General features: G+C 72.5%; 13 protein-coding genes and 1 riboswitch. Of the genes, 6 read left to right on the forward strand and 7 right to left on the reverse strand.

Annotated elements, in window-relative coordinates:
- Positions 1–489 precede the first annotated feature (489 nt).
- A complete protein-coding gene (locus ACFYV5_RS28855) occupies positions 490–1,479 on the forward strand; it encodes a malate dehydrogenase (RefSeq protein WP_389173197.1) in 990 nt (329 codons plus the stop codon).
- 126 nt (positions 1,480–1,605) lie between these two features.
- Here ACFYV5_RS28855 and ACFYV5_RS28860 read toward each other — a convergent pair whose 3' ends face one another.
- Complete coding sequence (locus tag ACFYV5_RS28860) at positions 1,606–2,364, reverse strand: isocitrate lyase/phosphoenolpyruvate mutase family protein (protein WP_389173199.1); 759 nt, start codon at positions 2,362–2,364, stop codon at positions 1,606–1,608.
- Positions 2,361–2,894 carry a carboxymuconolactone decarboxylase family protein gene (locus ACFYV5_RS28865; RefSeq protein WP_389173201.1) on the reverse strand — a complete coding sequence of 178 codons (534 nt, stop codon included), beginning with the start codon at positions 2,892–2,894 and terminating at the stop codon, positions 2,361–2,363. The genes ACFYV5_RS28860 and ACFYV5_RS28865 overlap by 4 nt, the downstream gene beginning before the upstream one ends.
- Positions 2,895–2,942: 48 nt before the next feature.
- Between ACFYV5_RS28865 and ACFYV5_RS28870 the strand changes: the two genes are divergently transcribed.
- Positions 2,943–4,376, forward strand: a complete 1,434-nt coding sequence (locus ACFYV5_RS28870; protein ID WP_389173203.1) for a PLP-dependent aminotransferase family protein — start codon at positions 2,943–2,945, stop codon at positions 4,374–4,376.
- Between the two features lie 118 nt (positions 4,377–4,494).
- Here ACFYV5_RS28870 and ACFYV5_RS28875 read toward each other — a convergent pair whose 3' ends face one another.
- Entirely contained in the window at positions 4,495–5,364 is an 870-nt protein-coding gene (locus ACFYV5_RS28875; RefSeq protein ID WP_389173205.1) for a hypothetical protein, read from the reverse strand.
- A gap of 89 nt (positions 5,365–5,453) precedes the next feature.
- On the opposite strand from ACFYV5_RS28875, the gene ACFYV5_RS28880 reads away from it, so the two are divergent.
- Positions 5,454–5,732 carry a hypothetical protein gene (locus ACFYV5_RS28880; protein WP_355105326.1) on the forward strand — a complete coding sequence of 93 codons (279 nt, stop codon included), beginning with the start codon at positions 5,454–5,456 and terminating at the stop codon, positions 5,730–5,732.
- Positions 5,733–5,750: 18 nt separating this feature from the next.
- The gene (locus ACFYV5_RS28885; RefSeq protein WP_355105328.1) at positions 5,751–6,932 is read left to right on the forward strand and encodes a glutathionylspermidine synthase family protein; all 1,182 of its coding nucleotides are present in this window, start codon (positions 5,751–5,753) and stop codon (positions 6,930–6,932) included.
- Positions 6,933–6,935: 3 nt separating this feature from the next.
- On the opposite strand, the gene ACFYV5_RS28890 is transcribed toward ACFYV5_RS28885, so the two are convergent.
- Both ACFYV5_RS28890 and rocD read right to left on the reverse strand, forming a co-directional pair.
- Entirely contained in the window at positions 6,936–7,631 is a 696-nt protein-coding gene (locus tag ACFYV5_RS28890; RefSeq protein WP_389173208.1) for a polysaccharide deacetylase family protein, read from the reverse strand.
- Positions 7,632–7,780: 149 nt separating this feature from the next.
- Positions 7,781–8,986: an ornithine--oxo-acid transaminase gene (gene rocD, locus ACFYV5_RS28895; RefSeq protein ID WP_355105333.1), complete on the reverse strand. Its 1,206-nt coding sequence runs from the start codon at positions 8,984–8,986 to the stop codon at positions 7,781–7,783.
- 107 nt (positions 8,987–9,093) lie between these two features.
- A riboswitch (ZMP/ZTP riboswitch) is annotated at positions 9,094–9,183 on the forward strand.
- Positions 9,184–9,247: 64 nt separating this feature from the next.
- Here rocD and glyA point away from each other — a divergent pair.
- Positions 9,248–10,528 (forward strand): serine hydroxymethyltransferase, encoded by a 1,281-nt coding sequence (gene glyA, locus ACFYV5_RS28900; RefSeq protein WP_389173211.1) that lies wholly within the window; start codon positions 9,248–9,250, stop codon positions 10,526–10,528.
- A 388-nt stretch (positions 10,529–10,916) separates the two neighbouring features.
- Here the strand turns inward: glyA and ACFYV5_RS28905 are convergent, their stop codons facing one another.
- A complete protein-coding gene (locus ACFYV5_RS28905; RefSeq protein ID WP_389173213.1) occupies positions 10,917–11,687 on the reverse strand; it encodes a hypothetical protein in 771 nt (256 codons plus the stop codon).
- The gene (locus ACFYV5_RS28910; RefSeq protein WP_389173215.1) at positions 11,662–12,270 is read right to left on the reverse strand and encodes an RNA polymerase sigma factor; all 609 of its coding nucleotides are present in this window, start codon (positions 12,268–12,270) and stop codon (positions 11,662–11,664) included. Before ACFYV5_RS28910 ends, ACFYV5_RS28905 begins: the two co-directional genes overlap by 26 nt.
- A gap of 56 nt (positions 12,271–12,326) precedes the next feature.
- Between ACFYV5_RS28910 and trpS the strand changes: the two genes are divergently transcribed.
- Entirely contained in the window at positions 12,327–13,340 is a 1,014-nt protein-coding gene (gene trpS, locus ACFYV5_RS28915; protein ID WP_389173217.1) for a tryptophan--tRNA ligase, read from the forward strand.
- Positions 13,341–13,383 lie beyond the last annotated feature (43 nt).

Genomic DNA, 13,383 nt, shown 5'->3' on the forward strand with positions numbered 1-13,383 from the left:
GCTGCCCGCCGGTTTCGGCCCGAACGGCCCCGAGGCCCCGGCCCAGGCGCAGGCCCCCCCCCCCCCCGCCCCCCGGCCCCCCCCCCCCGCCCCCCCCCCCCCCCCCCCCCCCCCGGGCCCCCCCCCCCCCCCCGGGGCCCGCCCCCCCCCCCCCCCCGGGGGGGGGGGGGCCCCCGCCTCTCTGTGAGCGTCATGTACGCGCCAATGTGGTTCAAGGGCCGTCAGCGGCTTGTGGCACGGAAGTGACCATTCCGCTACCCAGGTGCGGCGGTAACGGGCGCACTGGGGAGGGGTGTCCGCGCCAGGGTCCGGTGGGGAGGCAGTCGGGTGGCAGTGAGCCGGACCACAAGGGGGTGGGGGTTGAGTCGGGCCCGGGTCGGATAGCCTGACCGCTGGATATCTCTTCACGTCGAGACACCGATCGATCAGGAGGGGTATCCAGCCTCAGGGGCAGGGACCCCCACCGCCAGCTGTCTTACGGAGATCGCCATGACCCGCACTCCCGTGAATGTCACCGTCACCGGCGCGGCCGGCCAGATCGGCTACGCGCTGCTCTTCCGCATCGCCTCCGGCCACCTGCTCGGCGCGGACGTGCCGGTCAAGCTGCGCCTCCTCGAGATCCCGCAGGGCGTCAAGGCCGCCGAGGGCACCGCCATGGAGCTCGACGACTGCGCCTTCCCGCTGCTCAAGGGCATCGACATCTTCGACGACCCGAACCAGGGCTTCGAGGGCGCGAACGTGGCCCTGCTCGTCGGCGCCCGCCCGCGCACCAAGGGAATGGAGCGCGGCGACCTGCTCGCCGCCAACGGTGGCATCTTCAAGCCGCAGGGCAAGGCCATCAACGACCACGCCGCGGACGACATCAAGGTCCTCGTCGTCGGCAACCCGGCCAACACCAACGCCCTGATCGCCCAGGCCGCCGCCCCGGACGTGCCGGCCGAGCGCTTCACCGCGATGACCCGCCTCGACCACAACCGCGCGCTCTCGCAGCTGGCGGCCAAGACGGGCGCGTCCGTCGAGGACATCAAGCGCCTCACCATCTGGGGCAACCACTCGGCGACCCAGTACCCGGACATCTTCCACGCGGAGATCGCCGGCAAGAACGCCGCCGAGGTCGTCGCCGACGAGCAGTGGCTGGCCGACACCTTCATCCCGACCGTCGCCAAGCGCGGCGCCGCGATCATCGAGGCCCGTGGCGCGTCCTCGGCCGCCTCCGCCGCCAACGCCGCCATCGACCACGTCCACACCTGGGTCAACGGCACCGCCGCGGGCGACTGGACCTCCATGGGCATCCCGTCGGACGGCTCCTACGGCGTCCCGCAGGGCCTGATCTCCTCGTTCCCCGTCACCTGCAAGGACGGCACGTACGAGATCGTCCAGGGCCTGGACATCAACGAGTTCTCCCGCGCCCGTATCGACGCCTCGGTCCAGGAGCTGGCCGAAGAGCGCGACGCCGTGCGCGAGCTGGGCCTCATCTGAGTCCCACGCACCTGAACACCTGAACACCTGAGCAGCTGAGCAGCTGAACAAGGGCTCCGTCCCCGGCCGTCCACGGTCGGGGACGGAGCCCCTGGTCATTCGTGCCCATCAGTGCGCTCGACTTCTTCAAGCCCGGCGCCCACTGAACCGGCCCGACTCCCGGGCCAGTTCGTCCGCCACCTCCGCGACACCCTTCAGCGAACGCAGCAACAGCCCGTGGCCGAAGGTGATCCGGGTCGCGCCCAGCCGTCCGAGCTCGGCGAGCGACGGCCCGCCGGGCAGGGCGAGGGTGTTGAGCGGGGCGTCGACCGCGGCGCGCAGCCGCGGAAGATGCGATGCGGGCGCCTTGATCGGATAGACGCAGTCCGCGCCGGCCGCCGCGTAGAGCCTCGCCCGCTCGATCGCCGCGGCCGGATCGTCCACGCCGCGCAGATACGTGTCCACGCGCGCGTTCACGAACAGCCGCGGCCCGGCCTCCGCCCGTACCTCCGCGAGCCGGGCGGCCTGCTCCCGCGGGTCCTTGAGCCCACGGGACCGGTCGGAGTCCTCCAGGTTCACGCCGACCGCCCCGGTCTCCAGGACGCGCTCCACGAGCTCCTTCGGAGCCAGGCCGTAGCCGTCCTCCAGATCGGCCGTGACGGGTACGGCGACGGTCCGCACGATCCTCGCCACGGCCGCGAACATCTCCTCGGGCGGGGTCGAGCCGTCCTCGTACCCCAGCGAGGCGGCGATCCCCGCGCTCGGTGTCGCGAGCGTCGGGAAGCCCGCCTCCTCGAAGACGCGGGCGCTCGCCGCGTCCCACGGTCCCGGCACGACCAGCGGATCGCCCGCGGCGCGGCCGGAATGCAGGGCGCGAAGGGCCTCCGCGGTGGCGGCGGGGCTCACTTCTTGTACATCCCGGGGGTGTAGTGGCCGGGCGTCATCCGGGTGGAGACGGCGATCCGGTTCCAGGCGTTGATGACCGTGATCGCGCCGATGATCCGGGCGAGTTCGGTCTCGTCGAAGTGGGCCGCCGCCTTCGCGTACACCTCGTCCGGGACGAAGCCGTCGGTGAGGACGGTGACGGCCTCGGTCAGGGCGAGCGCGGCCAGCTCGCGCTCGGTGTAGAAGTGCCGCGACTCCTCCCAGGCCGACAACTGGACGATCCGCTCGACCGACTCACCGGCCGCCAGCGCGTCCTTGGTGTGCATGTCGAGGCAGAAGGCGCACTTGTTGAGCTGGGAGGCGCGGATCTTGATCAGCTCGTAGAGGGTGGGGTCGACGTCCTTCGCCGCGGCCTGCTCCAGGCGGATCATCGCCTTGTAGAACTCCGGGACCTGCTCGGCGAAGGCGAGGCGGGGGCCGTGCTCGTGGGCGTACGCGGTCTTGGCGTCGGTCGCCGGCGTCGTCGTCGTGATCGTGGTCGTGGTCGTCATGGTCGTCACCGTACCGGGCGCGATGGCGCAGGAGTATGGTCCATTCGCATGGCGAATGACTGGGCCACTTTCGGGGCCGACCTCCATCTGGAGCTACGGGGAACCGGCCTGCGTACCGGGCTGATGGACGCCCTGCGGGAGGCCGTGCGCAGCGGGCGTCTGGAGGCGGGCGTACGGCTGCCGTCCTCCCGCTCGCTCGCGGCGGACCTGGGCGTGGCCCGCAACACCGTCGCCGACGCGTACGCCGAGCTGGTCGCCGAGGGCTGGCTGACCGCTCGGCAGGGTTCCGGGACGCGGGTCGCCCAGCGCGCCGTGCCGCGCCGGACGGGCGGGACGGCGGGGGCGGCCGGGGCGGCGGGGACGCGGCCCCCGGTGACGGCGCGGCGGGACACCGCCCGGCCGACGTACGACCTGAAGCCGGGTGTGCCGGACCTCGCGTCCTTCCCGCGCGCCGAATGGCTCAAGGCGTCCCGGCGCGCGCTGACGGCCGCGCCCCACGAGGCGTTCGGCTACGGCGATCCGCGTGGCCGGATAGAACTGCGCACCGTGCTCGCCGAGTACCTCGCCCGGGCCCGGGGCGTCCACGCCCGGCCGGAGCGGATCGTGATCTGCTCCGGGTTCGTGCACGGGCTGATGCTGATGGGCCAGGTCCTGCGTGCCCGCCGCGTGCGGGAGGTGGCGGTCGAGTCGTACGGGCTCGACGCCCACTGGGACCTGCTGACCCGCGCGGGACTGCGGCTGCCCGCCCTTCCGTACGACGAACTCGGCACCAGGACCGAGGAGCTGACCGCCATGAAGGGCGTCGGCGCCGCGCTGATGACGGCGGCCCACCAGTTCCCGCTCGGCGGCGCGCTCCATCCGGACCGGCGGGTCGCGGCGATCGACTGGGCGCGGGCCTCGGGCGGCCTGATCCTGGAGGACGACTACGACGGCGAGTTCCGTTACGACCGCCAGCCCGTGGGCGCGCTCCAGGGCCTCGATCCCGAGCGGGTCGTCTACATGGGCACCTCCAGCAAGTCCCTTGCGCCCGGGCTGCGGCTGGCATGGATGGTGCTGCCGGACGGCCTGGTCGACGAGGTGGTGGCGGCGAAGGGCCGGGTGGACTGGGTGTCCAGCTCGCTGGAGCAGCTGACCTTCGCGGAGTTCCTCGCCTCGGGCGCGTACGACCGGCATGTCCGGGCGATGCGGCTGCGCTACCGGCGGCGCCGTGACGCACTGGTGGCGGCGGTGGCCGCGCACTCCCCGGAGACCCGGGTGAGCGGCATCGCGGCCGGCCTCCACGCGGTCCTGGAACTCCCGCCGGGCCTCGAGCCCGCGGTCCTGCGCTCCGCCGCCTGGCAGGGCCTGGCGCTCCTCGGCCTCAACCGCTTCCGCCACCCCGACGTACCGACGACCCAGGACGGCCTGGTGGTCGGCTACGCGACACCTTCGGACAGCGGTTGGGCGGGCGCGCTGGCCGCGCTGTGCCGGGTGCTGCCGTAGACGCCGTGCGTGCGGCGGTGATGGCGGCCCCGTGCGCACGGCCATGCGGCCGGCCTACGCCCCCGGCTCCCTACGTCCCCGGCCTCTTACGTCCCCGACTCCCTGCGCCCCCGGCCTCCTACGTCCCCGGCTCCCTACGGCCCCGCGCTTCGGCCTCCGCTTCCTCCAGGGCGCCCACCGCCGGTGCCGGCGGCTCCCCGAAGCGGGCCAGGACCAACGCACCGGCCACCGCGATCGTGAAGCCGAGGATCGCCGCCCACGCCAGGCCCTCGCGCGTACGGTCGCCGAGCCAGACCACGCCGACGAGCGCCGGGCCGATCGTCTCGCCGAGGACCGCGCCGGCCGTCGCCGTCGTCACCGAACCCCGCTGGAGCGCCGAGGTCAGCAGCAGGTACGCCGCGGCGCCGCCGACGAGCAGCGCGTACCAGGCGGGATTGGCCAGGTCGGGGCCGTCGATCAGCCGGACCGCCACCTCCACCACCCCGAAGCCGAACCCGGCCCCGAGTCCCAGCACCAGCGCCCGGGGCCGGTTCGGCAGCCGCCCCGCCACCACCCCGATCCCGAGGACCCCGAAGGCGGTCGCCAGCATCGCCCAGCGCAGGGCCGGCGAGCCATGGCCCTCCCCCTCCGTCCCCGAGGCGAAGGCCAGCATCGCAAGACCGCCGCAGACCACGGCCACCGCCGCCCACTCCATCCGGGTGAGCCGGACCTTCAGCAGCCACGAGCAGACCACGGCGGTGACCGCCAGACTGGCGGCGAGCGCCGCGCCGACCGTGTAGATCGGCAGGGTGAGCAGGGCGACGACCTGCAGCCCGAAACCGATCCCGTCCAGGGAGAGTCCGGCGAGGTACCGCCACTGCCGCAGCGCGCCCCAGAGCAGGGCCACATCGACCCCGCCGCCCGTCCCGGGCCTCGCCGCCCGCGCACCGAGCGCCTGCAACACCGACGCCGTACCGAAGCAGAGCGAGGATCCCAGCGCACAAATCAAACCGAAGAGCACAAAGTGACTCTAGTGCGGGGGTGCTCGGCCACCGGCCTAAACTGTGCGGTCGCGACCACGGGATGGGGAGGACTGACATGCGCAGGCTGAGGTCGAGCACGGTCGTGCTCGGCGGTATGGGGGTGCTCGCGGCGACGATCACGTCCTGCGGCTCCGAGCCGGACAGGCGGTGTGTCGACCCGCTGACCCGCGAGAAGCTGCCGAGCTACGAATGCGAGAGCGGCAGCGGCAGCTCGACCCGCGGTTCGTACTACTACGGCGGCCGGGTGGCCGACAACAAGGTCAGCGGCGGCAGCTTCGACAAGACGGCCGTCGACACCGGCGGTTTCGGCTGCTCCGGTTCCGGCGGCGGCTGAGCGGACGGACCGTACGACATGCGGCGGCACACGATCGAACCCCGGCCCGACTGGCAGCGGACGGTGGAGGAGCAGGGGCTCGTCTACCCCCTCACCCGCTATCCCGACGGCTCCCTGCGCCCGTACTGGGACGAGAGCGCGTACTACTCCTTCACCCTGCCCGAGGTCGAGGCCCTGGAAGAGGTCGTCGAGGAACTGCACGCCATGTGTCTGGCGGCGGCCGCGCACATCGTCGACCAGGACCGCTTCGCCGATCTCGGCCTGACCGATCCCCGGCTCGTCGCCCGCGTCGCCGAGTCCTGGCGCCGCCGGGCCGAACTACCCTCCCTCTACGGCCGCTTCGACCTGCGTTACGACGGTACGGGCCCGGCCAAGATGCTGGAGTACAACGCCGACACCCCCACCTCCCTGGTCGAGGCCGCCAGCCCGCAGTGGTTCTGGATGGAGGAGCGCTTCCCCGGCGCCGACCAGTGGAACTCGCTGCACGAGCGGCTCGTCGACGCCTGGAAGCGGCAGGCCGCGCTGCTGCCGCCCGGCCCCGTGCACTTCGTCCACTCCGACGGCGACGAGCTCGGCGAGGACCTGATGACGGTCGCGTATCTGCGCGAGACGGCCCAGCAGGCCGGGCTCGACACGGAGGCGCTGTCGGTCGAACAGATCGGCTGGGACCGCCTTTCGGGGCGGTTCGTGGACGACCGGCTGCGGTTCATCCGCAGCTGCTTCAAGCTCTACCCGTGGGAGTGGCTGGCCACCGACCGCTTCGGCCCGTACGTCCTGGACACCCTCGACAACGGCGGCGGTACGGGCACGACCTGCTGGATCGAGCCCGCCTGGAAGATGCTGCTCTCCAACAAGGCGCTCCTCGCGATCCTCTGGGAGCTCTACCCCGGCCACCCGAACCTGCTGCCGGCGTACCTCGACGGCCCGCGCGAGCTGGCCGCGAGCGGTGGTTACGTCGCCAAGCCGCTCCTCGGCCGCGAGGGCGCGGGCGTCACGGTCCACGAACCGGGCGCCCCGGCCGTCGTCCGGGAGGAGCCCTGCTGCTATCAGGAGCTGGCCCCGCTGCCGGACTTCGAGGGCAACCGGGTGGTGCTCGGCGCGTGGGTCGTCGAGGACGAGGCGGCGGGGCTCGGCATCCGGGAGTCGGCGGGCCTGATCACGGACGAGTACGCCCGCTTCCTGCCGCACGTCATCCTCTGACCGCTACTCCGGTACGTACTCCCGGAGGGGCGCGGGCTTCAGGCCGGCGGCCTCGGCGGCGGCCAGGGCGCGGGTGAGGTCCTGCTCCAGGGTCTCGTTGAAGTGCAGCAGGATGATGTCGCCCGCCTTGAGCCGCGGGGTCGGCGGAGTCCACTGCCCCCAGGTGGTGAAGTCGTACGTCCAGGTCACCAGGGCCTTCGCCCCGCAGGCGCGGGCGGTGGTCCGGGTGGTCTCGTCGTACGTCCCGTAGGGCGGGCGCAGCAGCCGTGGCCCGTCACCGAACTCCGCGAGGTGCCGCTCGCGCGCCCCGCAGACCTCCGCCTTCTGGCCGGCCGCGTCGAGGGTGGTCAGGTCGGGGTGGCCGACGGTGTGGTTCTCGACGCGGGAACGGCCCTGGTCGAGCAGGGTGTGGAAGTAGCCGGAGTCGTACGCGTAGGCGCCCGGGAGCAGGAAGAGCGAGGCGGGCACCCGCCGGTCGAGCAGGAGCTCGGCGGCGGCGGGGTCGTGGAACCAGCCGTCGTCGATGGTGACGAAGACGACCGGATCGTCGGTCCGGATGTGGGAGACGACGGGCACGGGCTCGGGCCAGGCCGCCCCGGGAGCGGCGTGCGCGGGTCCACCGAACGCCCCGAGCAGCGCGAACGGGACGAGGGCGGCGAGTGCGCCACGCAGGGCGCGGCGCGGACGGGGTCTCGACATGGCGGCATCATTGGCCTAGACCAACTGCCGTGTCAATGCCCCGAGTTACCTCCGCCCGCGCCTCCCTCCCCTCGCTCACCGTCCTCTCCGGCGGACCCGGCCAGTCCGACGTGGAACTCAGTCCGGCGGAACTCTGTCCGACGTGGAACTCAGTCCGACAGGACCGCCCGCAGCTGCTCCAGACCCCAGTCCAGATCCTCCTTGCTGATCACCAGCGGCGGCGCGATCCGGATCGTCGAGCCGTGCGTGTCCTTCACCAGCACCCCCCGGTCCATCAGCTTCTCCGAGATCTCCCGGCCCGTACCCCGGGACGGGACGATGTCCACCCCGGCCCACAGCCCGCGCCCGCGCACCGCCTCGACGGCGCCCGCGCCCACCAGCAGCCCCAGCTCGGCGTGCAGATGCTCGCCCAACTCGGTCGCCCGCTGCTGGTACTCCCCGGTCCGCAGCATCGCGATCACCTCCAGCGCCACCGCGCACGCCAGCGGGTTCCCGCCGAACGTCGACCCGTGCTCACCGGGCCGGAACACACCGAGCACGTCACGGTCGGCGACCACCGCCGAGACGGGGACGACACCACCGCCCAGCGCCTTGCCCAGGACGTACACGTCCGGCACCACGCCCTCGTGCTCGCACGCGAACGTCCGCCCGGTCCGGCCGAGGCCCGACTGGATCTCGTCCGCCATGAACAGCACGTTCCGCTCGCGGGTCAACTCCCGCACTCCGCGCAGATATCCGGCGGGAGGCACCAGGACCCCCGCCTCGCCCTGGATCGGCTCCAGGAGCACCGCCACGGTGTGCGCGGTGACCGCGGCGTCCAACGCCGTCAGATCCCCGTACGGGACGATCTCGAACCCCGGGGTGTACGGGCCGTAATGGTCCCGCGCCTCGTGGTCCGTGGAGAAGCTGACGATCGTCGTCGTCCGGCCGTGGAAGTTGTTCGCCGCGACCACGATCTTCGCGTGTCCGTCCGGCACGCCCTTGACCTCGTACCCCCACTTCCGCGCGGTCTTCACGGCCGTCTCGACCGCCTCCGCGCCCGTGTTCATCGGCAGGACCATCTCCTTGCCGCACAGCTCCGCGAGCTGCGTGCAGAACTCCGCGAACCGGTCGTGGTGGAACGCCCTCGACGTGAGCGTCACCCGCTCCAGCTGCGCCCGAGCAGCGTCGATCAGCCGTCGGTTGCCGTGCCCGAAGTTGAGGGCCGAGTACCCGGCGAGCATGTCGAGGTAGCGGCGGCCCTCGACATCGGTCATCCATGCCCCGTCCGCCGAGGCGACGACGAGGGGCAGGGGGTGGTAGTTGTGAGCGCTGTGCGCCTCCGCGGAAGCGATCGCGTCTTGCGTTCTCGACACGGGGTCTCCGTTCGTCCTGCGGCCAGGGGCGGGTGTGGCCCCTTTTTCTATCGTCGCTCGGATGCCGCACGAAGAAACCTGGGTGACGGCGCGCCCGCTAGGCTGGAAACACGCGCGGCGACTGGCGTACGGGGAAGTGACCCCGGGGGAGCCGCGCGCGGCAGACACACGCGGTGCCGCCCGCCTGGGCACCAGGGAACCACGACAGATCCCGTGCGCACCTGCCCCGGGACGATCCGCCGCAACGCCCGGAGGAACGCCATGAACGAAACTCCCCATCCCGCTCTCACCGCCACGGACCCCGAACTCGCCGCGCTCGTCGTCGCCGAGGAGCGGCTGCAGGCCGAGACCCTGCGGCTGATTCCCAGTGAGAACTACGTGTCCCACGCCGTCCTCGAAGCCTCCGGCACCGTCCTGCAGAACAAGTACAGCGAGGGCTACCCCGGCCGTCGGTACTACGAGGGCCAGCAGAACATCGACCAGGTCGAGACCCTCGCCATCGAGCGCGCCAAGGCCCTCTTCGGCGTCGACCACGCCAATGTGCAGCCCTACTCCGGCTCCCCGGCCAACCTCGCGGTCTACCTCGCCTTCGCCGAACCCGGTGACACCGTGATGGGCATGGCCCTGCCGATGGGCGGCCACCTCACGCACGGCTGGGGCGTCTCCGCGACCGGCAAGTGGTTCCGGGGCGTGCAGTACGGCGTACGTCAGGGCGCGGTCTCCGAGGGCGGCGGGCTCATCGACTTCGACCAGGTCCGCGACCTGGCGCTCAAGGAGCGGCCCAAGGTGATCTTCTGCGGCGGCACCGCGCTGCCCCGCACGATCGACTTCGCCGCCTTCGGCGAGATCGCCCGCGAGTGCGGGGCCGTGCTCGTCGCCGACGTCGCCCACATCGCCGGCCTGATCGCCGGCGGCGCCCACCCCTCCCCGGTCCCGCACGTCGACGTCATCTCGACCACCACCCACAAGACCCTGCGCGGCCCCCGCGGCGCGATGCTGATGTCCCGCGAGGAACACGCCAAGGCCCTCGACAAGGCCGTCTTCCCCGGCCTCCAAGGCGGCCCGCACAACCAGACCACCGCCGCCATCGCCGTCGCCCTCCGCGAGGCGGCCCAGCCCTCCTTCCGCGACTACGCCCACGCGGTCGTCGCCAACGCCAAGGCCCTCGCCGAAGCGCTGATCGCCCGCGGCTTCGATCTGGTCTCCGGCGGCACCGACAACCACCTGATCCTGATGGACCTCACCCCGAAGGAAGTCCCGGGCAAGGTGGCCGCGAAGGCCCTCGACCGGGCCGGGATCGTCGTCAACTACAACACCGTCCCCTACGACCCCCGGAAGCCCTTCGATCCGTCCGGCGTCCGCATCGGCACCCCCTCCCTCACCTCCCGCGGTCTCGGTACGGAACAGATGGCGCAGGTCGCCGAATGGATCGACCGCGGTGTCGCGGCGGCGGGCTCGGGCGACGAGGACGCGCTTCTCACGATCCGCGCGGAGGTCGCGGACCTGATGGCGGCCTTCCCGGCACCGGGCCTCCCGGCCTGATCCGACCGACCCGCTTCGCCCGGGCCCGGTCGCGGCCAGGCCCGGCTAAGACCGGCACAGTCCCGGTACCGGCCGGGACCGGCCAGGACCGGCACAGTCCCGGTACCGGCCGGGACCGCCACACTCCAGGTCCCGGGCAGGTCCCGGCAGGACCGGGCACAGTCCCGGTCCCGGGCAGGCCCAGCCCGTCCGATCCCGGGCAGGTCCCCGCAGGCTCGGCCGACTCGACTCGACTCGACCAGGCCCGACCCGGCCCGACTCGGCTCGCCCCACTCGGCCAGGCCCGACCCGGCCCGACTCGGCTCGCCCCACTCGGCCCGGCCCGGCTCGGCCCGGCTCGGCCCGGCTCGGCCGGACCCGTCCGACGGGTCCGGCCGAGCCAGGTCGGTCAGCCGACCGACTCGGCCGTCCGGCGGGCCCGCTCCCGGTCCGGTATGCCTTCCAGCCGGAAGGTGAGCGCGCCCCCGCTCCTCGTCCAGAGGAGCGTCGGGCCCGCCGTGCGGACCTCATGGGTCCACACCGAGCCGGTCGCGTCCGTCATCGGAAACGTCAGCAGATGCGGGGCGGCGAACCAGTAGCCCTGCGCGCCGTCCGGCAGATCGACCCACTCCGGGTGCGTCGTGACCTGCTTGGCGAAGCCGATGTCCAGGCGGGCCGGGAACTCGTCCAGCCGGACCGTGTTCGCCCCGTCGCGCCAGCACAGGGCGATCACCGCCCGCCCCCGCTCGGCCGAGCCGGTCACCGAGACCGCGTCCGGCGGGCCGAGCGCGCTCGGTATCAGCGGCGCGAAGCCGGCCCTCCGAGCGGCCTCCTCCAGGGGCACCGGGTCCGGGCACCCCGGCACCGCCGCACCTGGGACGGGATGCGCCCCGGGGTCGTACCGCACCTCCACCCCACCGAAGCCGAACCAGTCCGCCACCGTCGCCCGCACGGGAGGCGTGAGCACCAGGACGATCAGCACCCCGGTCAGGCTCGCCACCAGCGCCCGCCATCGCTCGCGCACCCACGCCCAGCGCCGTCGCCGGGGGACCGGCACCGGCACACGCTCCGCCAGGAGCTGAGCGAGCACCCGCTCGGCCATGGTCTCGCCGTCCACGTCCGGCACCCGCAGATGCCGTCCGAGGTCACGCAGCTCATCCGGGAGCCCGTCGTCCGTCATGCTCGTCACCTCCTTCCCCTGTCAGCGCCAGACCGAGCTTCTTCAGCGCCCGGCTCAGCCGGGACTTCACCGTCCCCCGCGGCCAGCCGAGCGCCTCGGCCGTCTCCGTCTCGTCCAGCTCCAGCAGATAGCGGTGGATCACCACCTGCCGATGGTCCTCACCGAGCCCGTCCAGCGCCGCCAGCAGCCGGCGCCGCCGCTCGTCCTCCTCCACCGCCACCGCCGGATCGGCCCCGTCCGGTATCAGCGGCTCGCTCCCCAGCAGCTCCGCCTCCCGCCCCGCGACGGCCCGCTGCCGACCCGCCGAGCGCACTGTGTTCCTCGTCTCATTGACCACGATCCGCAGCAGCCACGGCCGGAACGCGGCGCCCTCCTGGAACCGCCCCAGCGACCGGTACGCCTTGAAGAAGGCCTGCTGCACCACGTCCTCGGCCTCCGCACCCGCTCCGCACGCCACCGCCGCCCGCAGCGCGACCGCCGTGTGCGCGCGGACCAGCGCCGCGTACGCCTCCGCCTCCCCGGCGCGCACCCGTGCGATCACGGCCCCTTCGTCGACGATCAGGCCCCCCTCCCGCGTCCTCACACTCTTGATACACCGGCAGTCCGGGATCGGTTCCCACACCTGAGAGAATGAGGAACATGGCCTCTGATCGTCCTCGCGCACTCTCCGGCATCCAGCCCACCGCGGGCTCGTTCCACCTCGGCAACTACCTCGGTGCGATCCGTCAGTACGTCGCGCTGCAGGAGACCCACGACGCCTTCTACATGGTCGTGGACCTGCACGCCATCACGGTTCCCCAGGACCCCGCCGAGCTGCGCGCCAACACCCGGCTCGCCGTCGCCCAGCTGCTCGCCTCCGGCCTCCACCCGGACCGCTGCACCCTCTTCGTCCAGAGCCACGTCCCCGAGCACGCGCAGCTCGGCTGGGTCATGAACTGCCTGACCGGCTTCGGCGAGGCCTCCCGCATGACCCAGTTCAAGGACAAGTCCGCGAAGCAGGGCGCCGACCGCGCCACCGTCGGCCTCTTCACGTACCCGATCCTCCAGGTCGCCGACATCCTGCTCTACCAGGCGAACCACGTTCCGGTCGGTGAGGACCAGCGCCAGCACATCGAGCTGACCCGCGACCTCGCGGAGCGGTTCAACGGCCGCTTCGGCGAGACGTTCACCGTCCCGGAGCCGTACATCGTCAAGGAGACCGGGAAGATCTACGACCTCCAGGACCCGACGATCAAGATGAGCAAGTCGGCGTCCACGCCCAAGGGTCTGATCAACCTGCTCGACGAGCCGAAGGCGACGGCGAAGAAGGTCAAGAGCGCGGTCACCGACACGGACACGGTCATCCGCTTCGACCCCGTGAACAAGGCGGGCGTCTCCAACCTGCTCACCATCATGTCCACGCTCACCGGGACGGCCGTCGCCGACCTGGAGAAGAGCTACGAGGGCAAGATGTACGGCGCGCTGAAGACCGACCTGGCCGAGGTCATGGTGGACTTCGTCACGCCGTTCCGGACCCGTACGCAGGAATACCTGGACGACCCGGAGACGCTGGACTCCCTCCTGGCCAAGGGAGCGGAGAAGGCCCGCGCGGTCGCCGCGGAGACCCTGGCGCAGACGTACGAGAGGGTGGGCTTCCTGCCCGCCAAGCACTGAGTCCGAGGACCCTGGCCTCAAGGGCGGTGCAGGCCGCACACTG

The organism is Streptomyces sp. NPDC003035, from assembly GCF_042888285.1.
GTDB lineage: Bacteria > Actinomycetota > Actinomycetes > Streptomycetales > Streptomycetaceae > Streptomyces.